We start from the raw sequence: 25,336 nt of genomic DNA, 5'->3' as shown, positions 1-25,336 counted from the left end.
AGCAAGCTTAAACCTCAGGCGCCTAATTGCAAGCGGAAATCGCCGCTGCGCAGGCTTAATATGGCTTCGCCCTGCGCATTTTCAAGCAGCTCGCCCATTTCAATCAAATGAAAAAAAGCCGCCCGCTGAATCAGCGCATTGATGCCGAAGCGCACAGCCACATAAGGGCGCGCCTCTCCGGCAAATTCGCGCATGAATACCGGGTGCGCCTCACCGACAATAATTTCATCCTGCGCGGTGGAAGTCAGCCGGATATAGGTTTTGCCGTCCAGCTCAACCTGATCGGCCTGATGGATGAACAGCGGCTCATCCTCCACCTCAATTTCAATCTGCTCCGCAGGGGTTCTCAGATAGAATTTTCCGCCCTCTTTCCACAGCACGCGCGAGAACAGGTCTATCAGCGCCTGGCGCTTGATCAATTGACCCTGATGCCACCATTCTCCGTTGGCTTTTACCTTCAAATCCATGGCGCCGCAATGCTTTGGGCGCCACTGCTCCAAAGGCAGGATTGACTTTTTGTGACCGGACTGTCCATCTTTTGCGTATTGTGCAATATCCATTAAATTCCTATCATCGCTAATCGCTGCCTTTTTCGTCGGATTTGGTGATTTTTCGTGATTATTCATGGAGCAAGGCCCTGCTGACGGGAAAATAATATGATTCAGCCAATTGGCTAGCACAAGGTTTAAAACTATACTAGCCCACAATATAAAAGACACGATAATAAATTTGTGTCTAGGAATTCAGAACACTCATGGCAGCGCCGTTGCATAGCAGAGTCAGCAGCGGTTGCCACCTTTAAACCATATGAGGAGTCCTACATGGAGCACATCGAACGCGAATCGATGGAGTTTGACGTAGTCATCGTTGGCGCAGGCCCTGCCGGCCTTTCCGCAGCGATTAAAATCCGTCAGCTTGCAATTGAAAATAACCTGAACGATCTGTCCGTCTGTGTCGTGGAAAAGGGCTCCGAAGTAGGCGCGCATATTCTGTCCGGCGCCGTGCTGGAACCGCGCGCAATCAATGAGCTGTTCCCGAACTGGAAAGAAGAAGGCGCGCCTTTGAATGTTCCGGTGACTGAAGACAAAACATTCTTCCTGCTGTCTGATGAAAAGTCGCAGGAAGCGCCGCACTGGATGGTTCCGAAAACCATGCACAATGACGGCAACTACGTGATCTCTTTAGGCAACGTGGTGCGCTGGCTGGGCCAGAAGGCTGAAGAGCTGGAAGTGTCGATCTTCCCGGGCTTCGCCGCTGCTGAAATCCTGTACCATGCAGACGGCACGGTAAAAGGCATTCAAACCGGCGACATGGGCATCGGCAAAGACGGCGAGCCGACGCACAATTTTGCGCCGGGCTATGAGCTGCACGCCAAATACACCTTATTCGCTGAAGGCTGCCGCGGCCATCTCGGCAAGCGCCTGATTGCCAAGTTTGATCTGGATAAAGACGCGGATCCGCAGCATTACGGCATCGGCATTAAAGAACTGTGGGAAATTGACCCGGCGAAGCACAAGCCGGGCCTGGTGATGCACGGCGCAGGCTGGCCTTTAAGCGAAACCGGCTCTTCAGGCGGCTGGTGGCTGTACCATGCGGAAAATGGCCAGGTGACACTGGGCATGATCGTGGATTTATCTTACGAAAACCCGCATATGTATCCATTTATGGAAATGCAGCGCTGGAAAACCCATCCGCTGATCAAGCAGTATCTGGAAGGCGGCAAGCGCATTTCTTACGGCGCGCGCGCCGTGGTGAAAGGCGGCTTCAACTCGCTGCCTAAATTCACCTTTGCCGGCGGCTCTTTAATTGGCGATGATGCAGGCTTCCTGAACTTCGCTAAAATCAAAGGCTCACATACGGCAATGAAATCCGGCATGCTGTGCGGCGAAGCGGTATTTGAAGCAATCAAAGCCGGCGTGGAAAAAGGCGGCGACCTTGCGGTTGCCCGCGTCACCGAAGGCGAAGACTTCTTTGCCAAAGAATTGACCGCCTATACCGACAAGTTCAACAGCAGCTGGCTGAAAGAAGAGCTGTACAGCTCGCGCAACTTTGGCCCTGCAATGCACAAATTCGGCCAGTGGATGGGCGGCGCGTTCAACTTCGTCGACCAGAACGTATTTAAAGTGCCGTTCACGCTGCATGACTTAGTGCCGGACTTCAGCACACTGAAAACTGCAGATGCTGCGACATTTAAGCCGAACTATCCGAAACCTGACGGCAAGCTGACCTTTGACCGCCTGTCTTCGGTATTCGTATCCAATACAGTGCATGAAGAAAACCAGCCGGCGCATTTGAAACTGACCGATGCTTCCATTCCAGTGAATGTAAACTTGCCGAAATGGGATGAGCCTGCGCAGCGCTACTGCCCTGCCGGCGTGTATGAAATTATGGAAGAGAGCGACGGTTCGAAGCGCTTCCAGATTAACGCGGCCAACTGCGTGCACTGCAAAACCTGCGATATTAAAGATCCGTCTCAGAACATTACCTGGGTAACGCCTGAAGGCGGCGGTGGCCCTAATTACCCTAACATGTAATCTCTTTTGGGATTAAAAACTAAACCCGCGCAATGCGGGTTTTTTTAACCTCATTTAGACTGCATAGTGTTCCTGTAAGCATTCCCGCCTCAGCTTTTAAAGTCTCGAGAAAATGCTTATTCAGGAATATATTTCTCCGCATTTAATATTTGCTGGCTGCTTATTGCAAATCGATTTGAAATAATCATCTTTGGCTTAGCCATACCGCCAAATACAACCTCACAATTCAAATCCGTTTTTATTCTGGCTTTAAAATCTTCGAGGCTTTTAACGCAGTATTCGCTATTGGCATCATCTTCCGGGCATATTTTCATTAAAAAAACTGAATTAAAAGTATTCTGCTCTTTTTTTTCTTCTTTCACTTTCAGATAGGCAGAAGGCTTAAATTCATTCAATTTACCGCACTCAATACGCGCAAAATCAAATTGCTGTTTTAGCAAAATTTCTTTTAATGAAACTGAACTGATTAAACTTCCTGCAACTGCCAAAGCTGGCTTTTCATCAGACCCGATAATACTGTAATTAAATTTAGGGACTGGAGTAACAGTGATTGTTTTTTCTAAACGCTGATGATCAGTATTTTGACAACTTACACAATAAAATCCAAATAAAATTATAAAAAGAAATTTCATCCCATACCCATTACAGGCCTTTAAAATAGTTATCATAATCACCCAAAAGAAAGAAAAATTAATATATTAATTCAATTGTTTATATTCAATTTTTTATTTCCTTTAAAACAACCAAATCATATTTTTTGCGGAAATTGATGTTGCCGCCATATGCATTTCTAGTTTGCCCCTCCAGTACAATTTGATACTTCCCTTCTTGAGCAGGAGTACCCTGGATTTCAACCGTATTATCACTATAAGGCGGCTCCCCTGCACCCGCATTTACAGTCAGGCCAGAACGGCTGGCGATATTGCTGTCAACAAATAAACCGTTTACCAGTATAACTTTCTCAATTTCAATTTTTACTTGATAAGGCTGGCCAACTGCAGCTTTTGGCAAATAATCAGGTGTAATTTCAGGAGAGTCATTACAGCCCAGAATTAAAAAAACTGAGAATAAACATAAATATCTCGCTCTCATAAAATTACAGCCCATTTTTTTCAACTGCAGCAAGCCAGTATAGAATGATTGTATTTAGTAGCATCGTCTTGATTTTTAAATTAAGTTTTTGACTGCAGTAGATAGGATTAAATTTCAGTCCATTACAGCCATAGCACTCAAAAAATGAGCATGGTTTTTTTAATGTTATATAAGCATAAAAAATGCTCCGAACCGATGCGGAGCATTTTTTGAAATAGGGCTTAGCCTTTTTTGACTAAATAATGGAATTCCTTATTGCCGTTTTCATCTAAACGCTCTTCCTGCAGCAGAAGCTCATGCCCCAAATGCATGCAGAATTTCGGAATGTCCCAGGAGGTCGAGTTGTCTGTTGCGAAGACTTCCACCACATCGCCTGATTTAGACTTGCGGATGGCCTGATGCAGCATCATCACAGGTTCCGGGCAGCGCAGCCCGCGGGTGTTGAGTTGGATCGCTGGGGTAAGCGCCGGTTCAGACATTGCAAAACTCTATTCAGGAAAATCCGGCGTATTTTAGCATACTGCACCGGGATTTTTTCCCCATCAGCGCTTCATCCCTGCCGGCAGCTGCGCTGATGCAGCCAATGCGCGCCCTGCGCATTTTTAAAAAATTCTTTAAATTCAACCATCCGCCTGCCGCCTGAACTTTTCATCAAAACTCGCCAGCATGCAGATAGACAAGCGGTTTTTCTAAGGTATGATAAAATCATGTTTTTTAGATATTAAGAGTCTTCAGGAAAGATCATGCACGAGGAATCAGGCCCGTCGTGGGGTATGCGCGGCTTACGCAAATGGCTAGGCACAGCGCCGGAAACCCGCGACGAACTGTTAAAATTAGTACAAGATTCACGTCGTTTTTTAGAACCCGATACCGTTGCAATGCTTGAAGGCGTGCTTGACCTTCCTGCAACCAAAATCCGCGAGGTGATGACGCCGCGCACCGCCATGATCAGCCTGCAGGAAGATGATGAGCTGCTGGATATCCTGCATGTGCTGATCGAGTCGGCGCATTCGCGCTTTCCAGTGTTCTCATCCGATCAGCCGGACAATGCCGTCGGCATCCTGCTGGCCAAAGACCTTCTGCCCTTCCTTGCGGAACGCAGCGGCAAGGTCGATGTGCGCGCGCTGATGCGCCAGCCGCTGTTTGTGCCGGAAAGCGCCCGTTCAGACCAAGTGATGCGCATGCTGAAGAAAACCCAGACCCATATTGCGATTGTCATTGATGAATACGGCACCACTTCAGGCCTGGTTACGCTGGAAGACATTCTGGAAGAGATTGTCGGTGAAATTGAAGATGAGCACGACAATGCCGATGAGGAAGCGCAGTACATTGTGCCGGACGATGACCCGAAAACCGCAAATACCTGGCTGGTTCAGGCGCTTACACCAATTGAACACTTCAACAATGTTTTAGATGCTGAATTTTCTGACGATGAAGTGGAAACTGTGGGCGGGCTTCTGCTTCAGGAAATTGGCCTGGTGAGCGATTTGCAGGGCCAAGTGATTGAGCTGGAAAATTGGCAGTTTACGATTCTGGAAGCAGATGCGCGCACCATCCATCTGATTCGAGCTGTCCGTAAATGAGAACTTATTTTAATAAGCTGCTAACCTCCTCAGAACAACAGAAGCAGCTCCCTTTAATTTATCCGCTGCTGATTTCACTCCTCTCCGGCGCCGTGTTCAGCTTTGCGCTGGCGCCGTATTATTACTGGTGGCTGGCGCTGCTGTCGCCGGCGCTGCTGTACGCCTGCCTGCGCAAGCGTTCCGCCAGGCAGGCTTTCGGCATCGGCTGGGCCTACGGCTTTGGCCTCTGGTTTGTCGGCGCCTTCTGGCTCTACACCTCCATTCATGTCTACGGCGATACCGGCGCGGCTTTAAGCGTTGTGATGATTGCCATCATGGCATTGGCCATGGGCCTGTTCACCGCGGTGCAGACTTGGCTGTACCGGCGCTTCTTCCCGGAAACCCCGCTGACCTTTGCCCCGCTGTGGATCATCTTTGAATGGGCCAAAACCTGGGTATTCACCGGCTTTCCCTGGCTGTTTGCCGGCTACGCCTTCACCGAACGCTATCTGGACAGCTATGCTCCGCTGTTCGGGGTGTTCGGCGTTTCTTTCGCCGTCATTCTGCTGGCCTGCGCCTTAGTCGAAATTTTAAATAAAAAAACCTTCTGGATTGTTCCCTCCGCCATTCTGCTGCTGGGCGCATGGGGCGCATCGCAGCTGACCTTTGTGCAGCCGAAAGCGGAAAAGCCCCTCTCGGTGTCCCTGATTCAGGGCAACATTCCGCAGGACTTGAAATGGCTGACCGAATACCAGATCAAAACCCTGATGATTTATGCCGAGCTCAGCCGCACCGAATGGGGGCGCGACCTGATTGTCTGGCCGGAATCCTCCATTCCGCTGTTCCAGTCCGATATTGAGCCTTTTCTGGACGCCATGAAGGCTCAGGCGGAAAAAACCGGCACCGCCTGGGTCACCGGCATTCCCTACTGGGATCAGGCCGAATCCAAAATTCAGGGCCAGCCGATGTACTACAACAGCATCATGGCGCTGGGCGATGAATCTGAAGGGCTGTATAAAAAGCAGCGCCTTGTGCCTTTTGGCGAATACATTCCGCTGTCCGGCATGCTGAGCTGGGTATTGCCGGCGCTGCAGAATGACCCGTCGGTGAGCGGCTTTTCCCGCGGCGCCAGCGACCAGAAGCCGCTGCTGATCAAGAAGCATGATCTCGGTTCCGCGATTTGCTATGAAGTGGCTTATCCGAACTTAACCCGGCGCAATGCCCGCCAAAGCGACTTTCTGGTGACGGTGTCAAATGACGCATGGTTTACCGGCACGGCGGGGCCTTGGCAGCATCTGCAGATGGTGCAGATGCGCGCCAAGGAAAACGGGCGCTGGTTTATCCGCGCGACCAATACCGGCGTGACGGCATTTATTGACCACAATGGCCATATTGTGAAGCAGGCGCCTATAGACCGGAAAGCCGTGCTGCGCGGCGAGCTTCCGGCCATGCAGGGCGAAACCCTGTACATGCGCCTCAGCGACTGGCCGGTTTTAGGCTTCTCTGCCCTGCTGCTGCTGCTGGGCTGGTTTTACCGGCCGCGCAAGGTGGATGTTTCATTTAAGTCGCGGCGCTAAGCCTTGCCTGCGCGCTTTGCCCTGCTGCAGTTCGGGCTGGCAATGCGCGGATGAAAATGCAGTGCAATAAAAAACCGGAGCAATGGCTCCGGTTTTTTTTCATGCAGTGGCCGCTTAAATCTGGCTGGCCAGATAAGCCAGCATGCCGGCCAAAGACAGCATGGGCAGATAGCGGTACGCCTGCACCACGGCATGTTCAAACGCCGTTTCATGCTGCTGTTCCAGTTTCGCCGCTGTGGCTTTCAATGCAGACCAGAAGCTTAATACGAATAATGTGCTCAGCAGGCTGGCGGCGAAAAAGCCCACCACAATCTGGCTGCTGCCCTCGGTGCTTTGCCACAGATGCAGCGCGCCCTGGCTGAGCGGCAGGATGCTTAAAACCAGAAGAACAGATTTCAGCATCGACCAATGAAACTGGTTAATTTCATCCGCTAAAATTAATGCTTTCATTCCACCCTCCTTTGGCTGAAAAAGTGCCGTTATAAATATTATGCAAGGTTTTATTTAAATGAAAAGCTTATATTTCTTCATATTTTACGATTATTGTAATCAATAAAACTGGGAATAATTCTTATTATAAACCTCAAACCGGGCTTATTTTAATATTATGTTTAATATCATTAGCTTACATTAAAATTTATAATCAAGAGTGATTATCGCTTCACTCAACAGGGGAAATTCCTATTCAGTGAAGCGGTTTATGCCATAAAAGCCGAATAAATAATTATTCTCAATTAGTGCTTATAGAAAATATCGGCGTCATTGCCTTCGCCGCCGGACTGGCCGTCTGCGCCAAATGAATACAGGTCATAAGGGCGCCCTTCAGAGCCGGGAATTACGTACTGAATGTCATTTTCCCAGCTGTCTTTCGGATAGCCGCCTTTGACATAGCCGCCCGGCAGCCAGTTTTTGGCTGATTCAGGCTTATTGACCAAGGCGCCCAAGCCGCCGTCCTGCATGGAAGGGAATTTGCCGTTGTCCATCTTGTACTGATCCAGCGCCCCCGCCACGCTTTTCAAGGTGATTTCAGAGGTGTCGACCTTGGCTTTCTCGCCGCGGCCCATCACGTTCGGCACAATCAAGGCGGCCAAAACGCCTAAAATCACAATCACCACCATGACTTCAATCAGGGTGAAACCGCTGTGTCTGCTGTTTAATCGATTCGGCTGCATGTATTTACTCTCATTCATTAATGCCATGCTCTACAGAGCTGTTTTAAATTATCAGGTTTAAATCATATTATTCATGTTGACAATCGGCAGCATGACTGCAATCACAATCACCAGCACAATGCTGGCCATAAAAACCAGCATCAGCGGCTCCAGCAGCGCCAGCAGGGTTGAAATCAGGGTCGTGACTTCGCGGTCCTGCATGTCTGAGGCGCGCTCCAGCATGCGGTCCAGCTCGCCTGAAGCCTCGCCGCTTCGGATCATTTGTACCATCATTGGCGGGAAATAACCACTGCGCTCCAGCTGCGCGGCCAGGTTGCCGCCTTCGGTGACTTTTTCGGCAGCCAGATTGACTGAATCTCGGATCACCCAGTTGCTGCTGACCGCCGCGCCGATTTTCAGCGCATCCACCAGCGGCACGCCGGATTTGGTTAAAATTGACAGCGTGCTGGCGAAACGGGCGGCGTTGATGCCTTTGGACAGCCGGCTGAACAGCGGCAGCTTCAGGGTCAGGCGGTCAAAGGCATAATGGCCGGCTGCCGTTCTTAAAAAGCGCGCCAGCAGGAAAATGCCCAGCGCAGCGCCCGCCAGCAGGAACGGCCATGCCACGCGGATAAAATCGCTGGCTTTCATTAAAGCCACGGTAATCCACGGCAGGGCGCCCTTGTCCTGATCAAAAGTTTTGACGATGTCCGGCACCACGTAAGTCATCAGCCCCATCACAATGGCAAAGGACATCAGCATCAGAATCACCGGGTAGATCATTGCCCCCTGCACTTTCTTCTGCATGGCAAAGCGGTTTTCAGTATAGTCCGCCAGCTGGTCTAAAATCAGATCGAGATGGCCGGAACGCTCTCCGGCGGCGATGGTGGCGATGTACAGTTCCGGAAAGCGCCCGGACTGGCTGAGGGCATTGGCCAGCGAATGGCCTTCCAGCACTTTGGAGCGCACCGACATCAGCAGATTCTGCACATGGGCTTTTTCGTTCTGCTTGCCCACCGCGCGGATGGCTTCTTCCAAAGGAATGGCAGCCGCCACCAGCACCGACAGCTGCCGGGTCAGCAGGGCCAGATCGTAGGAAGTAATGCCTTTCTGAAACCACTGATTTTGAGCATGCCGGTGTTTTTGCTCGACAGGATCCACCGTGACAGGAATCAGCGCCTTATCGCGCAGCTGCTGCCGGATTTGACGGGCGGAATCGCCCTCTAGCACACCCTTCTGCTGCTTGCCTGAAGCATCTATGGCGGTAAACTGATATGCTGGCATTGCGATGCTCTAATTTTCCAAAAATTTGATCCGCGCAGTTGCGCGCAACCCTTAAAATCATTCATATTCTTAGATATAAATTATCTGCCCACTCTAACACAACTCCGCTTCGATCTCGACGAAATTTCAACAGGACCAGACCGCCTTTTTATGCAAGTTCCAGCCCCTGCCCCAAACGCCATTTACCGGGTCCGCGTTGCCGTTCCGGTCTATCTGCACGACTGCTTTGACTACCGCCTGAGCGCCGAACAGTACCGGCAGGCGCAGGCCGGCGCGCGCGTGGCGGTGTCTTTCGGCCGGCAGAATCTGGTCGGCGTGATTGTGGAAAAGCTGGCGCCCGATGCGCCGCTCGACCCCGGCATCAAGCTGAAAGCCATTACCGAACTGCTGGACGGGCAGGCCATTTTAGACAGCAAAGTTTTAAGTTTGTTGACATGGGCGGCGCAGTATTACCAGTTTCCGGTCGGCGAAGTGATTCAAAGCGCGCTGCCGGCGCTGCTGCGCCAAGGCAAGCCTTACAACCTGCTGGCCAGAACATGGAAGCTGCTGGACAGCGATGCAGAGAATAAGCTCAAGCGCTCTGAGCGCCAGCAGGAAGCCTATAGGGTGTTAAAGTTGCATCCTTCCGGCACCTCAGAAAACCTGCTGAACCTGGCCGGCATTGAAACCGCCACGCTGAAAGCGCTGGAAAAAAAAGCCATCTGCGAATGCGTTCTGGAAGCGCAGGACTTCAGCCCGATGCCGGTCAGCATGGCGCAGATGCCCTTAACGGCCAATCCGGATCAGAAAAAAGCCATTGAGGCGGTGCTGAAAGCGCGCAAAAAATATCAGGCCTTTCTGCTGGACGGCCTGACCGGCAGCGGCAAGACTGAAGTCTATCTGCAGGTCATGCAGGAGGTGCTGAAGCAGGGCAGGCAGGTGCTGGTGCTGGTGCCGGAAATCGGCCTGACTCCGCAAACCGTCAGCCGCTTCCAGTCACGCTTCCACTGCAATATCGCCCTGCTGCATTCCGGCCTGACTGACGCCAAGCGCCTGCAGGCCTGGCAGGCGGCGCAAACCGGCAAAGCCTCGATTATTTTAGGCACGCGCTCCGCAGTCTTTACCCCTTTGCCTAATTTGGGGCTGATTGTGCTGGATGAGGAGCATGACCTGTCCTTCAAGCAGCAGGAAGGTTTCCGCTACCACGCGCGGGATATTGCGCTGTACCGCGCGCATCTGCAGCAGTGCCCGGTGGTGCTGGGTTCGGCCACTCCAAGCATTGACAGCTATGCCCTGGTGCAGAACGGCAAAATGAGCTGCCTGGAGCTGAATCAGCGCGCCGGCGCGGCGCTGATGCCGAAAATCCATATTCTGGATTTAAAAGTGGCGCAGAAGCAGCACGGCATCAGCCAGATGCTGCTGCAGGAAATGAAAAAGCGCCTGGATAAGCAAGAGCAGGTGCTGGTGTTTTTAAACCGGCGCGGCTATGCGCCAGTGCTGATCTGCGAAAGCTGCGCATGGCAGGCCAAATGCCCGCACTGCGACGCCAATTTTACCGTGCACCGCACGCCCTATCAGCATCTGCACTGCCACCACTGCGGCACGGTGCACCGCATGCCGGACCGCTGCCCGCAATGCAGCCACAGCGAACTGAAGTCCATCGGCATGGGCACCGCCAAGGTTGAGGAAAGCCTGAACGAGCTGTTTCCGGACTATGAAGTGATCCGGGTTGACCGCGATTCGACCAGCCGCGCCGGCAGCTGGCAGAAAATTTACGATAAAATTCAGAAAAGCGGGCCGCTGATCCTGCTCGGCACGCAAATGCTGGCCAAGGGGCATCATTTCCCCTATGTGACTTTGGTGGCGATTCTGGATATCGATTCCGGCCTGCTGAGCGTGGATTTCCGCGCGACTGAGCGCACCGCGCAGCTGGTAGTGCAGGTTGCGGGGCGCGCCGGGCGCGGCGAGCGCAAAGGCGATGTCTACCTGCAGACCCTGCGCCCTGAGCATCCGCTGCTGAATACGCTGGTGCAGGAAGATTACCGCCAGTTTGCCCGGCAGACCCTGAAAGAGCGCCAGGCTGCGCTGATGCCGCCGTTCCGCTATGCTGCGCTGATCCGCTGCGAATCCAAAGATCAGGCGCTGAATACAGATTTTCTACAGCATCATGCCCAGCTTTTAAGGCAGAATTCTGAAAACACCGTGGATATTTGGGGGCCGATTCCCGCCCCGATGGAGCGCAAGGCCGGGCGCTATCAGTCGCATATGGTGCTGCTGTCAGCCGACCGCGCCAGGCTGCATTTCCATATCCGCAGCTGGTGGCAGGGCATGCTGCAGGCCAAGCCTTCCAGCATGAAATTAACCTTGGACATTGACCCGCAGGAACTCAGCTGAGCCTGCTTAAAGCTTCAAATTCAGAGGCTGCTGCCCGCGCAGCCTTAAAAAACCGATCAGGACAGACGCATGCCGCTACTGCTGCAAATCACCCTCTTCTTAGGCGCCTCCCTGCTGCTGGTGCCTTTGCTGAAGCGCTTCGGCATCGCCACGGTGCTGGGCTACCTGTTTACCGGCATGCTGCTGGGGCCAAGCGTGCTGAATATCGCCAGCGATGCCGAAGCCATTCAGGAGCTGGCGGAATTCGGCGTCATCCTGCTGATGTTCATTATCGGCCTGGAACTGCGCCCGCAGCGCCTGTGGCAAATGCGCCATTCCATCTTTGTGATGGGCAGCCTGCAGGCGGGCATCAGCGGCCTGCTGCTGGCTGTGATCTGCTTTTTTGCCCTGCAGCAGGGCATCGCCGCCAGCATTGTGATCGGCTTTGCGCTGGCGCTGTCCTCCACCGCCTTTGTGCTGCAGCTGCTGACGGAAAAGCAGCAGCTGAATACCACCTTTGGCCAGCAGTCGTTTTCCATTCTGCTGTTTCAGGACATGGCCGCCATTCCGCTGATTGCGGTCATTCCGCTGCTAGCCGGCGCCCAGTCCACCCATCACGGCGTCGCCTATTTCGCCGCCATCGTCGCCACCTTCAGCGGGCTGTTCCTGTTCAGCCGCTATCTGATGCGCCCATTTTTCCGCTTTGTGGCCAAAAGCGGCGCGCATGAGCTGATTACCGCGGTTGGGCTGTTTATTGTTTTGGGCGTGGTCGGGCTGATGGATGTGCTCGGCATCAGCACCACGTTGGGCGCGTTCCTGACCGGCGTGCTGCTGGCGGATTCAGAATTCCGCCATGAACTGGAGGCCAGCATCGCCCCGTTTAAAGGGCTGCTGCTCGGCCTGTTTTTCATGACCGTCGGCATGACCACCCAGCTGTCGCTGCTGATTGAGATGCCTGCGCTGATCATCGGCGGCGCGCTGGCGCTGCTGCTGGTCAAAATGCTGGCGCTGGCCGCGGTTGCCCGCTATTTCCGCCAGTCATGGCGCAACAGCCTGATGCTGGCGGCCTGCCTGGCGCAAGGCGGTGAATTCGCCTTTGTCGTGCTCAGCGCCGCCGTCAGCGAAAAAGTGCTGACGCAGGCCATGATGGAGCCGCTCACCTTAATTGTGACGCTGTCGATGGTGCTGACGCCGATGCTGTACTGGCTGATCAGCGCGCAGATTCTGCCCCGCTTCGGCAAGGCGGAAGCGCCGCAGTATGATGATATTCCGGATCACCATCCGCCGGTAATCATTGCCGGATTCGGCCGCTTTGGGCAGATTATCGCCCGCGTGGCGCATATGCAGCATCAGCCCTTCACCGCGATTGACAGCAGCCTGGATAAGGTCGATTTTGTCCGCAACTACGGCGGCCAGCTGTATTACGGCGATGCCGCCCAGCCGGACATTCTGCGGGCGGCCGGCATTCAGCATGCCAAAGTCTTTGTCCTGGCGATTGATGACATTGAAGACTCGATGAACACCGCGCGCCACATCCGCCTGAATTATCCGCATTTAAAGCTGCTGGTGCGCGCCCGCGACCGCCATCATGTGCATCTGCTGCGCGATTTAGGCGTAGAGCATATTTGGCGCGAAACCTATTTGTCCTCGCTGGGCATGGCCTACCAGCTGCTGCGCGATGTCGGCGTCAGCGAGGACGACGCCTACAAAAGCATTGAGCTGTTCCGCGACTACGACGAACAGCTGCTGGCGCAGCAGCAGCGGATTTATACCGATGAGCAGAAAGTTTATGAAACACATCGTAACGCTTTAGCTGAACTGGAGCACCTGTTCGAAAGCGACGCGCAAATCCGCCAGCCCCCTGCCGGCGTTGACTTGCAGCGCGGTTTGCAGCGCAGCCGCATTGATGTGTCAAGAGATGATCTTGAATGACTTGTGTTTTACAATATTGTCACCATTAAAGCAGGGTTATGGAGAATTTTATGTCTGATTTACGCCAACGCTTTTTTATTGAAGATAGCCCTGTGCGCGGCGAAGTGGTTCATCTTGAAAATGCCCTGCAAACCATTCTGGCGCAGCGCAGCTATGCGCCCGCAGTGCAGATTTTACTGGGCGAAATGCTGAGCGCGACCGCGCTGCTGGCCAGCACATTGAAAATTAAAGGCCGCATCAGCCTGCAGATTCAGGCTTCAGGCACTTTTAAATGGGCAATGGCGGAATGCAACCATTTGGGTGAAGTTCGCGCCTTGGCGGACTATCAAGAAGACCCGCATTTCCAGCAGGCGGAAGACAGCAGCACCGTCCTGAAAACGCTGCAGAACCCGGTGCTGTTCATCAATATTGAACCTGAAGCCGGCGAGCGCTATCAGGGCATCGTACCTTTGGACAAGCCGAACCTTGCCGGCTGCCTGACCCAGTACTATGACCTGTCCGCGCAGATTCCGACCCTGATTGTGCTAAGCAGCAGCAGCCAGCGCTCCGGCGGCCTGCTGGTGCAGCTGCTGCCGCGCAACAGCGAAGAAGAGCAGCAGCGCATTGATGAAGACCTGTGGCCGCGCCTAACCCTGCTGACCGAGACCCTGAAGCCTGAAGAGCTGACCGATCTGGAAGCCAGCGACATTCTTTACCGCCTGTACAATGAGGAAGAAGTGCGCCTGCCGGAAGCGGAAGCGCTGTATTTCGGCTGCACCTGCTCCAAAGAGCGCTGCGCGTCCGCCCTGCAGCAAATCGGCATTCTTGCTGTGCGTGAAACGCTGGAGCATCAGAATCCGATCAGCATGGACTGCCAGTTCTGCAGCGCCAATTACTGCTTCAGCGCGGAAGAAGCCCTGGGGCTGTTCGGCGAACACCTCAGCTAAGCCTGATGTACAGCCAAAAAGCATCCTTTAAGGATAATGCCAGTCAGTTAAGAAATTGACTGGCTTTTTCTTTTTTTAACTTGCGATATTATTTGATACACGGAAGCGTCATCCGCAACCTATCTGGCCTTTTAAATGGACTGTTTTTGCAACAAAATCATTTAAGTGCAGAATATGAACAGGTTTCGCGGTGAGGCGCACTGCGCCGAAAGATGCTTCCCTTGCGAACATTTGGCGAATGAAAAACATTGTTTCGCAAGGAACAAAACGAGCTCCAAAAATTCGATTTAAAAACGGTAAGACTCCGCCGTGAATAGCCCAAAAGGTTAAGAAGTTTATGCCGAAATTCCTTAACTGATCAGCATTAATCCTTTAAAGATAATGCTGCCCTATAGTTGAGTAAAATAAACTTTGGATACGCGAGTGCGGCATGGATGCCGCATGCTGCCCATCCCTTGCGCTGCATTTTAAAGCAGCGCTTAAAACTGGCTCAGGGTGCCGTGTATGGGCAGCAAAAGACTTTTGCCGACTTTGGGTCTTTCCAAAGGAGGGCCTTGCCTATGCAAAGGTGTTTAACCTTCCAAAGAAAAATGCGGCAGTGCAGACTGCTGAAGCTTAAGATAGCCTAAATCCTCTGCTGTTTTGCGGAATCTTCTGCCTGCGGCGCTGCGGGGAAAGCTGCCTGAATCCCGGCCGCGCATTGAATCAGAACGCATACGGAATTCTGCGACGCAATCGGCGCTTTCCGCGCAAAAGCGTTAAAAATAGCAACAATCAATTGAAAATAATAAATATTTAAATAAAAACAGGCTGGAAAAAGCAGGACTTTTCACGCTATATTAAACCCATATACTTTTTATGCCTTTATTTTTCAGGCTGCAGCTCTCTCGGGTACTCCTACATGCACTTCAAGTCCGCCTCCGCCCTCCTGTTAACGCTTGGCTGCTGCTTCAGCCTGCCCGCATTGGCCGCCGCTGACCCGCTGGTCGGCACATGGAAAACTATTGATGACCGCACCGGCTATTCCCTGTCCGATGTGGAAATCAGCAAGGGCAAGGACAATCATTACTCCGCGAAAATCATCAACACCCGGGCCGTTCCAGGCGCCGCCGCGCTGCAAAGCTGTGAAAAATGCGCCGGATCGCAAAAGAACATGCCTTTGCTGGGCATGACCCTGCTGTCAGGGCTGACGGCCGATCCCGCCAAGGACAATGAATTTGTCGGAGGCCGGCTGCTTGACCCGAAATCCGGCCGGCATTACACAGCCCGCGCCCGCCTGCTGAGCGGCGGCAAGCATCTGGTGATTCATGGACGCTCCGGCGGCGCGGCCGTTGGGCGCAATCTGACCTGGGTTAAAAACTGAAAAATCAGCAGCGCCTCAGCCCTGCCAGCCAGTTAAGCAATTAACTGGCTTTTTTTGGCCCGCATATCCGCAATTCAAGCCGGCAATCCGGCCTCGCCCGATTGAGCGGCGCAAGGCGGAACGGCCTGCGCAGCCTTTTGCAATGGCAGATTAGCTGCATTGCTGCGGGATTTGAGCAAAAAAGCAGCAAAACTTGAATAATCCTGCATTTTCCTCCGCTTAATGTGACCGAATGCAAATTTTATCTATTTGATTTTAAAAATATTATATATAGATTAGAATAGCTGCTCTAAAATAAACGACGCACCTACCACAGGGAAAAGCATGAAGAGTTTATGCAAGGGTCTATTGACCGGGCTGCTGCTGTCTTCCATTTCTGTCTGCAGTTTTGCCGGCAATGAAGATCCTTTAGTCGGCAAATGGAAAACCATTGATGACCGCACCGGCTACTCGCGCGCCGATGTAGAAGTCCGCAAGAAAGCCGACGGCACTTATGAAGGCATTATTGTTGAAACCCGCAATATTCCCGGTTCAGAAAAACTGCTGCTGTGCACCAAGTGCCCCGGCCAGCTGAAAGACAAGCCTTTCCTTGGCCTGCCGTTCATCTGGGGCTTTAAAGCCAGCCCAGGCAAGCCGAATGAATATGTCAACGGCAAAGTGCTGGACCCGATCAGCGGAAAAATCTACCAAAGCAAGGCGCGCCTGAACTCAACCGGCAAGCGCCTGACCCTGCGCGGCTATATCGGCGTTTCCGTCATCGGCCGCAGCATCACCTGGATCAAATATTAATTCCGCGCAGCAATACTCCAGCCAGCGCCATGCCGGCCCGTTCAGCAATGGGCCGGCATGTTCTTTTTAAAGCCTGAATTTGACCAGATGCGTAGAAACGGCGCCGCTGATCATGCATGATTTTTCAATGAAATCATTTTAATGCAGAACATCTGCAGGCTTTTTCAGCGGAGCGCTTTCCCTTCCGGAACGCAGCTTCCGGTTTTCCCGAAGCAAAAGCGCCGGCTGAATGCCGCAGCAGGCCGGCATTTGCCCGCTTAAAGCTGCTTTGCTGTCATAATTTGAAACAATATGCGGCAAATAAACACTGTTTCATTTGCATGAAGGCTCTTATATTGGATAAAACATGATCAAATTCATATAGAGTTCATACCGCAAATATGGCAAAAAATTACTATGAGCTGCTTGGCGTAACGCGCAAAGCTTCACAGGATCAGATCAAAAAAGCCTACCGCAAACTGGCGCGGAAATACCACCCGGATGTCAGCAAAGAAGCTGATGCGGAAACCCGCATGCAGGAATTGAATGTCGCTTATGACACGCTGAGCGATGCGGAAAAAAAGCGGGAATATGATTTTCAGCTGGATCACCCCGAAGGCTTTGCCCAGTTTGGCGGACAGTCCGGGCATGGCGGTTTCGGCGGCTTTGATGACGCCGAGTTCCGGCGCTACAGTTCCGGAGGCGCCGGCCAGCAGGGCGGCTTCAGCGGTTTTGAAGACCTGTTTGGCCGTTTCGGCTCAGGCTTTGGCGGCGGCAATTATCAGTATCAGCAGCGCAGCCGCCCTAAGCAGGCGTATAAAGGCGAAGACCAGCACGCCAGCATTGATGTCGATCTGGAGATTGCCTACACTGGCGCCTCGCAGCACATCACCCTGCAGATTCCTACCCTGAATGCCTATGGCGAGCCTGAAGTGCAGCGCAAAACCCTGCAGGTGAAAATTCCGAAAGGCCTGAAGGACGGACAGCAGATCCGCTTAAGCGGCCAGGGCCAATCCGGCATTAACGGCGGGCCGAATGGCGATCTGTACATTGAAGTGCGCTACCGCGCCAATGAACGCTGGCATGCCGACGGCGCCGATGTCTATATGAACGTTGACGCCGCGCCTTGGGAAGCCGCTTTAGGGCAGAATATTGATGTGCGCGCGCCGGACGGCAGCGCGGTGCAGGTCAGCCTGCCGAAAAACGCGCGCAGCGGCCAGCAGCTGCGCTTGAAAAATAAAGGCATACCAAACAAAACACCCGGGCACTTGTATTTGGTATTAAATATAGTGAACCCTCCTGCTCACAGCGCAGAAGAGCAGCGGGCATATCAGGCATTTGCTGAAGCCTTTCAGCAATTCAAGCCTAGACAGCCTTAAGGAGTAATCCCATGACAACAATTTATTACCGTGAAATTGTATCTGACGGCTGCGAACAGACTGAAATTGTCGATGAGCAGCGCAGTTTTGATTTGCAGCATTTTGCCCAGGCCTGCGGACAAAGTCCTGAATGGGTACTGCAGCTGCTGGAGTATGACATTTTGCCGAACCGTCCGGACAGCAGGGTTCATCAGTTTTTTGGCGACGATATTTCACGGGCAAGGCGCGCCTACCGCCTGCAGCGCGATTTCGACGCCAGCTTTACCGCTGTCGCCATGATGCTGGATTTAATTGATGAAGTGCAGAATCTGCGCCGCCAAGTCAAGCATCAGCAATTCCAGTCACACTGACCCATTCTCATCTCTTCCCTGCAGCTCAGCTGCCGGGGAAGCTGGATATTTTTTTCATTTTAACTGAGAGAACTGTTCACGCTTATGAAAACCAAAGAATGCAATAAAAAAGTGAAAAACATGTTTCCCGAATTCCGGGAGCTGATTCACCGGCTCCGCGAAGAAAATCCGCGCTTTGCGCATCTTTTTGAGCGCCATGAAGAACTGGATCAGGAGATCTGCCTGCTGGAACAGGACCCGGTCAATCAGATCAACACCGACATTGAAACGCTGAAGCGCAGAAAACTAAGGCTTAAGGATGAAATGTACTGGCTGCTGAAATCCAGCGAAGCGGGCGGCTGCATTTAGCGCCCCCAGTCTGCGCTGCATGAAGGCAGCCCTGCCGGAAACCGCGCATTCCAGCCCGTCTGTCCGGGCCACGCCTATTTCAGCCGCGCCAGCTTTTCAACGGTTTTGACCGTAGTTTTCACCGTATCTTTCACCGTGCGCTTAATCGGCTCATATTCCATAAACCAGAACAGGTTCATGCGCTGGTCGTCATGCTGCTGCGCCAGCATGTCGATGACGCTTTTTTCGCCCCGGCCGACCATATGGCGGCGGTAGAAATAGTAAATCAGCAGCGCGGTGGTCATCAGCATAATGGCCAGCATAATCCAAAAGCCGCTTTCCGACTTCAGGCCCGGAATGAACTCAAAGTTCATGCCGTACACCCCGGTCAGCAGGGTCAAAGGCGCAAACACCGCGGTAATAATGGCAAGAATGCGCATGTTTTCATTGGTTTGATTGGCTACGGCGGAAAAATGCAGATCCACGGCGGCCTGCACGGCGCTCCGCAGACGCGCCGTATGTTTCTGAATGCGCTCAATATGGCTGGCAATGTCATCCACGCGCAGCAGCATCACTTCCTGCCGTTCAGCTTTCTTTTTGCCCTTCAAATGCGGGTAATTTTCCACAATTTCATCGCGCAGTTCCTGCAGGGTTTCAATCTGCTCTTCGCACAGATTTTCCACCTGCTGAAAGGCCATGTTTTCCTGCAGCAGCTGATGCCATTTGGTAAAGCGCCGGTGGCCCTGCAGCAGCTCCTGCTGCCAGAACTGCACCCGGCAGGTCAGCGGCACCCGCAAATCCAGATAGCCGTCCACCATGCCGTTAAGCAGGCGCAGCGCTAAATCCAGCGGTGACGCAGCCAGCTTGCGCGGCCTGTTCTGCTCATCCAGCGGCCGCGCCAGCACGGTTTTAATCCGCGCAATATAGTTTTCCATGGCCTTATTGCCCTGCTCGCGCACAGTAATCAGCACCTGCGGCGTCATAATAAAGCTGACCGGCGTTGTCGCCAGCCCGAACACCGGCTCATGCTGCTCCAGCGCCTGTTCGCCGGTTTTGACATGGTCATCCGGCGTAATCAGCTTGCGGAAAATCAGCAGATCGTAGTCATCCAGCGTATCAAAAACGCAGGGATGCTCCAGATTCAAAATGTCCCGCACATGGTATTCATTCAGCCAAAGGCCGGTGTGCTGAAAAATTTCCTGCTGCCACTGTTCTGAACGGTTCACCACATCTTCACGCGTGCAGTCGACCCAGATAAACTCAGCTTCCGCCTGCTGCGCATCCTGCTGAACGCAAATATAAGGCTGGCTTGGATGCTGAAAAAAATGATAAATCTGCATAAGGCTTGTTATTGTCCATCCCGGTTTTCATCATGCCATAAAAAAAGCCCTGAGCAAGCCAAAGTTTAAATCGGCAAAGCTCAAGGCTTTTTAAAGACTGTTCAATTCACCTGGCAAGCGCCCTGTGAATCTGCAGGTGATTAAACCTGCTCGATGTCTTTCATGGTCAGCTTAATGCGGCCGCGGTTGTCTACATCGGCAACCTGCACTTTCACTTCCTGGCCTTCTTTCAGCACGTCTGCAACGTTGGCAATGCGCTCGTTGGAGATTTGAGAGATGTGAAGCAGGCCGTCAGTGCCCGGAAGAATGTTGACGAAAGCGCCGAATTCAACGATGCGGATCACTTTGCCCATGTAGATCGTGCCCGGCTCGATTTCCGCAGTCAGCGCCTGGATTTTCGCTACAGCCGCCTGAGCAGCCGCTTTGGTTTCACCGAATACGCGCACTGTGCCGTTGTCTTCAATGTCAATCGCAGCTTTGGTTTCTTCAGTAATCGCGCGGATGGTTGCGCCGCCTTTGCCGATTACGTCACGGATTTTGTCCGGGTTGATGTTGATCACCTGGAAGGTCGGCGCGTGCATTGAAATTTCAGGGCGCGCGCGTGAAATCACCTGATTCATTTCGTTCAGGATATGCATGCGGCCGGCATACGCCTGGTTCAGCGCAGCTTCCATGATCTCTTCAGTGATGCCTTCGATCTTGATGTCCATTTGCAGCGCGGTAATGCCGTTTGCAGAACCCGCGACTTTAAAGTCCATGTCGCCTAAGTGATCTTCATCACCCAAGATGTCAGAAAGCACAGCGAAACGCTCGCCTTCCTTCACTAAGCCCATCGCGATGCCGGCAACCGGCGCTTTCAATGGCACGCCTGCATCCATCAGCGACAGTGAAGCGCCGCATACAGAAGCCATTGAAGATGAACCGTTGGATTCGGTAATGTCAGATACAATGCGGATCACGTACGGGAAGCGGTCAGCAGCAGGCAGAACCGCTTGCACGCCGCGGCGCGCCAGGCGGCCGTGGCCGATTTCACGGCGTTTCGGGCCTGTTTCGCGGCCAGTTTCGCCTACTGAGTATGCAGGGAAGTTGTAGTGCAGCATGAAGTTGTCAGTTTTCGTGCCTGCAAGGGTATCCACCATCAATGCATCACGCGTGTTGCCCAGAGTCGTTGTTACCAGCGCCTGAGTTTCACCGCGCGTGAACAGCGCAGAACCGTGCGCGCGGCCCAATACGCCTACCTGAACGTCAATTGCGCGGACAGTTTTAGTGTCGCGGCCATCAATACGCGGCTTGCCAGACAGGATGTTGTCGCGCACTGTGCGGTATTTCAGGTCTTCGAATAATTCGCTGACTTCTTCAGCAATGCCGGTTTCGTCATTTTCCGGAACGAACTGGGCGGCGGCTTCCGCAGCCAGCGCATCCAGCGCCGCATAGCGGTCCTGCTTAACCGCAATAGTGTAGGCTTCAGAGATTTTCGCTTCAAATGCGTCTTTCAGCTGGCCAAGAAGCGCTTCGTTTTTGCCCGGAGCAACCCAGTCAGATTCAACTGCGCCGGCAGCTGCGGCGAATTCTTTAATCGCCTGAATCGCAATCTGCATTTCGTCATGGCCGAACAGCACAGCGCCCAGCATCTGGTCTTCTGAAAGCTCTTTCGCTTCAGATTCAACCATCAGCACGGCAGCTTCAGTACCTGCAACCACAAGGTCAAGGTCGCTTTCTTTCAGCTGTTCTAAATTCGGGTTAAGGATGTATTCGCCGTTGATCAAGCCAACGCGCGCGCCAGCGATCGGGCCGCGGAATGGAACACCTGCAATTGACATCGCAGCTGATGTGCCCAGCATGGCAGCAATGTCGGCATCCATGGTCTTGTCAGAAGAAATAACTGTCGCTGTTACCTGGATTTCGTTATAGAAGCCTTCCGGGAACAATGGACGGATTGGACGGTCAATCAAGCGTGAAATTAAAGTTTCAGCTTCAGACTGGCGGCCTTCGCGCTTGCCGTAACCGCCTGGAATGCGGCCTGCAGCATACTGCTTTTCCTGATAGTTAACTGTCAGCGGGAAGAAGTCCTGGCCCGCTTTGGCTTTTGGCTGCGCTACAACAGCAACCAGCACAGTTACGCCGCCCATGGTAATCACAACCGTGTTCGCCTGGCGCGCAACACGGCCAGTTTCTAAAACAACCTGATGCTGGCCGTATTGGAATTCTTTGCGGATAATATTGAACATCGACATATTTTATTGTTCCTGATTTTATTCTAGTGGAGACCCCTAAGGTTTGGCATTCATATCAACCGCATAAATGACAAAGCTTAGAAGCCGACCTCACCAGAGGATAAAAATTGATTTTAAGACGCAAAGAAGGAGCGAATCATCGCCCCTTCTCCATTATCCGGCCGAAGCCGGATAGACTTTAGTTTTCAGCAATACGGCATTCAGCATGCAATAGTCCGAAAATCAAAGTTTAAATCGAATTAACGACGTAAACCTAAAGCAGCAATCAGTGCGCTGTAGCGAGTCGCGTCTTTGCCTTTAAGGTAGTCAAGCAGCTTGCGGCGCTGGTTAACCATGCGGATCAGGCCGCGGCGGCTGTGGTGGTCGTGCTTGTGCTCTTTAAAGTGGCCTTGCAAATCATTGATTTGAGCCGTTAAAAGAGCAACTTGAACTTCCGGTGAACCAGTGTCGTTTTCAGCGCGGGCAAATTTAGCGATGATCTCTGCGCGATCTGCGTTTGTTAAAGCCATTCGATTTCTCCGAGATGCTTAAGGTTAATTACTTTTGATACGAATCAGCCAATCGCTCAGCTGACTGCCGTGCATCACTACAGCAAGTGCATTATCTTAAGGGAAAAACAGCCCGATTGCAAAAATAGATCGCGGCTTGGCGCCGATCCGCCTGCCGGCATTGGCCGCCAGATTTGCCCAATCCGGCCGTTCAATCCCTGCGCAGGGTTCAATTGGCTGAATTTCAAGGCGCCGGGGCAGCCCGCCATGCCGGCCGCGCGCCTTTGCCGCCGCTCAGCCGCTGTAATATTATGCCAGTCAAAGCGCGCCCAAACCGCGCGGAATAGAAAAAGCCCGGGCGGGGCCCGGGCTTTTTTGCGCTGCAGTTTCTTCTTTTTTAATTATCGTTTTATTATTTATTGTTTTATATTGCGCGTTTTACGCCTTTTTATGCCAAACATTCCATGTTTTAATCAGCACTTCCCTATGTGGTAGATTTTGCCACAACGCATAGGTGAAAAAAGACGCCTTCTCCGCATCTCCATGTAAGCTATTTCCTACATCTGCCCCCTGCCTGCAAAAAAATTACGGTAAATTTCAAGCATTTGCAAAACATAAAAAAGCCCTGCAGTCTCTCCCAAAACTGCAAGGCTTAGCGGCTGTAAGTTTCCTCTTTTCCCTACTTCACTGTAAGTTCGCTGTCTTATGACGTTATTATTATCATTATGCGTTTATGCTCAACAATCCGTATTGAGCGCTTTATTATGTGAAGCCATCTTCTCAGAATCCGCGGCAAAGCTCCATGCGCCAATCTCTCGAATTGATGTAAGAGATTTCTTACACGAATGCTTCACACTATCCGCAGTTTATTTGAAGCGCTTGGGAAATCTTGGCGGATAAGCCGCTTTTGCGCGCAGTTCTGACCGTCATGGCGGCAGCCAAGGCCGAAGGCGCCGCCAGCAGGCTGACGGCTTTCTTTGCCCGGGTAATGGCGGTATAAATCAGCTCTTTGCTCAGCAGCTGCGCGGCGTGCGCTTCCAGCACCACCGCAACATGCCGGAACTCTGAACCCTGCGACTTATGAATGGTCAGGGCATAGGCGGTTTCAATGCTTTTGGGCAGGCGGGCCGCCGCCACCCACTTCTGCAGGCTGGGAAAATATACCGAAAACTGCATTTTGCCTTCATGCCGGCGCTTGAAGCAGATGCCGATATCGCCATTCGACAGGCCCAGCTGATAGTCATTATAGGTCATCATCACCGGCCGGCCGGCGTACCATTCGCCCTGCTTGGCTTGCGCGGTCGCCGCCAGCAGGCGCTGCTCCATCTGCTCATTCAGCGCGGTTAAGCCCAGGCGGCCGTGGCGCACCGCGGCCAGAATGCGGTAATCCTCAAATACGCTGACCGCCTTGGCCTCATGCTGTTCAGCGCATTCAGACGCCAGATAATCCTGTACCGCCGCGGCATAGCCCTGAAAGCCCAGCATCAGCTGGCTGTAATAGCCGTTCCAGTCAATTGACGTATCCTGAGGGCTGTCCGGCAAATACTGCAGCTGAATGCAGTCCGGCATCTCCGGCGTCAATGGCAGCTCCTGCAGCCGGCCGGCCGGCGCAATCTCCTGCTCAAAGCGCAGCAGGACATCCTGTTGGCGCTCATTTTGCTGAATAAAGCCGGCCATGCGCCCAATCAGCTTTTCGCCGTCAAAGCGCCGGCTGGTGACAAGGTTGACGCGGTTCTGCGCCAGTTCCGGCGCCTGCTGCAGGTCAGCCAGCACCGCACCGGCGTCTACCGAAGCCAGCTGATTGGCGTCGCCGAGCAGGATCAAGCGGCTGCGCGGCGCCACCGCAGCGAACAGCATCTTGGCCAAATTCAAGTCCAGCATCGACGCTTCATCCACCACAATCACGTCAAAGGGCAGCTGGCGCCGGGCATGGAAGCGCGGGCGCTGATCTTCGCCCAGGCCCAGCAGGCGGTGGATGGTCACCGGAGTCAGGCGCTGCAGCTCAGCGCTGACTAAGCCGCTGAGCTTGGCGTCGCTGAAGGAATTCTGCAGCGCTTCCTTCATGCGCTGGGCGGCTTTTCCGGTCGGGGCCGCCATGGCAATGCGGATGTCCGGAATGGCCTGGTTCAGCACGGCAATAATCCGCGCCAGCGTATAGGTTTTGCCGGTTCCCGGCCCGCCGGTAATGATGCTCAGCGCCTGCGAAGCCGCCATGCGCAGCGCCTGCAGCTGCTGCGGGTCTTCCAGCAGCGCCTGATGCTGTTCCGCCAGCTGCACCGCAGCGGCCGGCTGGCGCAGCAGCCCGGCAGCCGACTGCGCCAGCTGATTTTCCAGCGCCCAGTAGCGGTATAAATACAGCTGCTCGGCGTCCAAAACAAAAGGCGCAATCTGCAGTTCCGCCGGATGCGCGCCCAGATCGCCGGCGTCCGCCAGCAGGCCCTGCAGCGCCTGCGCGTCTTCGCGGCTGCAGGCGATGCAGCTGTCGCCCCGCTCAACCGCCTGAAAAACCTGCAGAATCAAATCTCTGGATTTTTCCTGCGCATCGGCGGCGATATGCAGCTGAATCAGGCTGTCCATCCAGTTCTGCATATTCAGGCGGTTCTGTTCATTTTCCACACAGTTATCCTCAAATTTATCCACAGGATAATTTATTGTTTAAGCGCTTGTTTTCAGCGCT

At 53.1% G+C, this 25,336-nt stretch carries 23 protein-coding genes; 11 read left to right on the top strand and 12 right to left on the bottom strand.

Annotated features, from left to right (window positions below; genetic code table 11):
• Positions 1–14: 14 nt before the first annotated feature.
• Positions 15–626, bottom strand: coding sequence for a DUF1285 domain-containing protein (locus tag BEN74_RS12460; RefSeq protein WP_068909754.1), 612 nt, complete (start codon positions 624–626; stop codon positions 15–17).
• Positions 627–821: 195 nt separating this feature from the next.
• Here BEN74_RS12460 and BEN74_RS12455 point away from each other — a divergent pair, with 195 nt between their 5' ends.
• Positions 822–2,534, top strand: a complete 1,713-nt coding sequence (locus BEN74_RS12455; RefSeq protein ID WP_068909756.1) for an electron transfer flavoprotein-ubiquinone oxidoreductase — start codon at positions 822–824, stop codon at positions 2,532–2,534.
• A gap of 116 nt (positions 2,535–2,650) precedes the next feature.
• Here BEN74_RS12455 and BEN74_RS12450 read toward each other — a convergent pair whose 3' ends face one another.
• The 3 genes from BEN74_RS12450 to tusA all read right to left on the bottom strand — a co-directional run bounded on the left by BEN74_RS12450 (position 2,651) and on the right by tusA (position 4,105).
• Complete coding sequence (locus BEN74_RS12450) at positions 2,651–3,166, bottom strand: hypothetical protein (protein WP_213072361.1); 516 nt, start codon at positions 3,164–3,166, stop codon at positions 2,651–2,653.
• An 85-nt stretch (positions 3,167–3,251) separates the two neighbouring features.
• Positions 3,252–3,650, bottom strand: a complete 399-nt coding sequence (locus BEN74_RS12445; RefSeq protein WP_228200353.1) for a hypothetical protein — start codon at positions 3,648–3,650, stop codon at positions 3,252–3,254.
• Positions 3,651–3,847: 197 nt separating this feature from the next.
• Complete coding sequence (tusA, locus tag BEN74_RS12440) at positions 3,848–4,105, bottom strand: sulfurtransferase TusA (RefSeq protein ID WP_068909760.1); 258 nt, start codon at positions 4,103–4,105, stop codon at positions 3,848–3,850.
• Positions 4,106–4,369: 264 nt separating this feature from the next.
• Between tusA and BEN74_RS12435 the strand changes: the two genes are divergently transcribed.
• Positions 4,370–5,209: an HlyC/CorC family transporter gene (locus tag BEN74_RS12435; RefSeq protein ID WP_068909762.1), complete on the top strand. Its 840-nt coding sequence runs from the start codon at positions 4,370–4,372 to the stop codon at positions 5,207–5,209.
• A complete protein-coding gene (lnt, locus tag BEN74_RS12430; protein WP_068909764.1) occupies positions 5,206–6,765 on the top strand; it encodes an apolipoprotein N-acyltransferase in 1,560 nt (519 codons plus the stop codon). Before BEN74_RS12435 ends, lnt begins: the two co-directional genes overlap by 4 nt.
• Positions 6,766–6,879: 114 nt before the next feature.
• Here the strand turns inward: lnt and BEN74_RS12425 are convergent, their stop codons facing one another.
• The 3 genes from BEN74_RS12425 to gspF all read right to left on the bottom strand — a co-directional run bounded on the left by BEN74_RS12425 (position 6,880) and on the right by gspF (position 9,200).
• Positions 6,880–7,215, bottom strand: coding sequence for a hypothetical protein (locus tag BEN74_RS12425; protein WP_068909766.1), 336 nt, complete (start codon positions 7,213–7,215; stop codon positions 6,880–6,882).
• Positions 7,216–7,499: 284 nt separating this feature from the next.
• The gene (gene gspG / locus BEN74_RS12420; protein ID WP_068909945.1) at positions 7,500–7,955 is read right to left on the bottom strand and encodes a type II secretion system major pseudopilin GspG; all 456 of its coding nucleotides are present in this window, start codon (positions 7,953–7,955) and stop codon (positions 7,500–7,502) included.
• A gap of 39 nt (positions 7,956–7,994) precedes the next feature.
• On the bottom strand, positions 7,995–9,200 hold the full coding sequence (gene gspF / locus BEN74_RS12415; protein WP_068909768.1) for a type II secretion system inner membrane protein GspF: 1,206 nt from the start codon (positions 9,198–9,200) through the stop codon (positions 7,995–7,997).
• 150 nt (positions 9,201–9,350) lie between these two features.
• On the opposite strand from gspF, the gene BEN74_RS12410 reads away from it, so the two are divergent.
• From BEN74_RS12410 to BEN74_RS12390, 4 genes are all read left to right on the top strand, one after another.
• On the top strand, positions 9,351–11,573 hold the full coding sequence (locus tag BEN74_RS12410) for a primosomal protein N' (RefSeq protein WP_068909771.1): 2,223 nt from the start codon (positions 9,351–9,353) through the stop codon (positions 11,571–11,573).
• A 69-nt stretch (positions 11,574–11,642) separates the two neighbouring features.
• A complete protein-coding gene (locus BEN74_RS12405; RefSeq protein ID WP_068909772.1) occupies positions 11,643–13,484 on the top strand; it encodes a monovalent cation:proton antiporter-2 (CPA2) family protein in 1,842 nt (613 codons plus the stop codon).
• A gap of 50 nt (positions 13,485–13,534) precedes the next feature.
• Positions 13,535–14,410: an Hsp33 family molecular chaperone HslO gene (locus tag BEN74_RS12400; protein WP_068909948.1), complete on the top strand. Its 876-nt coding sequence runs from the start codon at positions 13,535–13,537 to the stop codon at positions 14,408–14,410.
• A 901-nt stretch (positions 14,411–15,311) separates the two neighbouring features.
• Positions 15,312–15,773, top strand: a complete 462-nt coding sequence (locus BEN74_RS12390; protein ID WP_068909776.1) for a DUF2147 domain-containing protein — start codon at positions 15,312–15,314, stop codon at positions 15,771–15,773.
• A 74-nt stretch (positions 15,774–15,847) separates the two neighbouring features.
• Here BEN74_RS12390 and BEN74_RS19830 read toward each other — a convergent pair whose 3' ends face one another.
• Complete coding sequence (locus tag BEN74_RS19830; protein ID WP_265936567.1) at positions 15,848–15,982, bottom strand: hypothetical protein; 135 nt, start codon at positions 15,980–15,982, stop codon at positions 15,848–15,850.
• A 115-nt stretch (positions 15,983–16,097) separates the two neighbouring features.
• Here BEN74_RS19830 and BEN74_RS12385 point away from each other — a divergent pair, with 115 nt between their 5' ends.
• The 4 genes from BEN74_RS12385 (at position 16,098) to BEN74_RS12370 (ending at position 18,618) form a co-directional block, all read left to right on the top strand.
• Positions 16,098–16,562 carry a DUF2147 domain-containing protein gene (locus BEN74_RS12385; RefSeq protein WP_068909779.1) on the top strand — a complete coding sequence of 155 codons (465 nt, stop codon included), beginning with the start codon at positions 16,098–16,100 and terminating at the stop codon, positions 16,560–16,562.
• 380 nt (positions 16,563–16,942) lie between these two features.
• A complete protein-coding gene (locus BEN74_RS12380; protein WP_068909781.1) occupies positions 16,943–17,920 on the top strand; it encodes a DnaJ C-terminal domain-containing protein in 978 nt (325 codons plus the stop codon).
• A gap of 11 nt (positions 17,921–17,931) precedes the next feature.
• Positions 17,932–18,270: a chaperone modulator CbpM gene (locus tag BEN74_RS12375; RefSeq protein WP_068909783.1), complete on the top strand. Its 339-nt coding sequence runs from the start codon at positions 17,932–17,934 to the stop codon at positions 18,268–18,270.
• An 84-nt stretch (positions 18,271–18,354) separates the two neighbouring features.
• The gene (locus BEN74_RS12370; protein ID WP_068909786.1) at positions 18,355–18,618 is read left to right on the top strand and encodes a YdcH family protein; all 264 of its coding nucleotides are present in this window, start codon (positions 18,355–18,357) and stop codon (positions 18,616–18,618) included.
• Positions 18,619–18,692: 74 nt separating this feature from the next.
• Here the strand turns inward: BEN74_RS12370 and BEN74_RS12365 are convergent, their stop codons facing one another.
• The 4 genes from BEN74_RS12365 to recD form a co-directional block, all read right to left on the bottom strand.
• Positions 18,693–19,937, bottom strand: a complete 1,245-nt coding sequence (locus BEN74_RS12365) for a magnesium transporter CorA family protein (protein WP_068909788.1) — start codon at positions 19,935–19,937, stop codon at positions 18,693–18,695.
• 140 nt (positions 19,938–20,077) lie between these two features.
• Positions 20,078–22,165 (bottom strand): polyribonucleotide nucleotidyltransferase, encoded by a 2,088-nt coding sequence (pnp, locus tag BEN74_RS12360; RefSeq protein ID WP_171404929.1) that lies wholly within the window; start codon positions 22,163–22,165, stop codon positions 20,078–20,080.
• A gap of 245 nt (positions 22,166–22,410) precedes the next feature.
• Entirely contained in the window at positions 22,411–22,680 is a 270-nt protein-coding gene (rpsO, locus tag BEN74_RS12355; protein WP_067761248.1) for a 30S ribosomal protein S15, read from the bottom strand.
• Positions 22,681–23,514: 834 nt separating this feature from the next.
• Entirely contained in the window at positions 23,515–25,248 is a 1,734-nt protein-coding gene (gene recD, locus BEN74_RS12350; RefSeq protein ID WP_086374262.1) for an exodeoxyribonuclease V subunit alpha, read from the bottom strand.
• Positions 25,249–25,336 lie beyond the last annotated feature (88 nt).

The organism is Acinetobacter sp. WCHAc010034 (genome assembly GCF_001696615.3).
GTDB lineage: Bacteria > Pseudomonadota > Gammaproteobacteria > Pseudomonadales > Moraxellaceae > Acinetobacter.
This window is presented reverse-complemented; position numbering and strand designations above follow the sequence as displayed.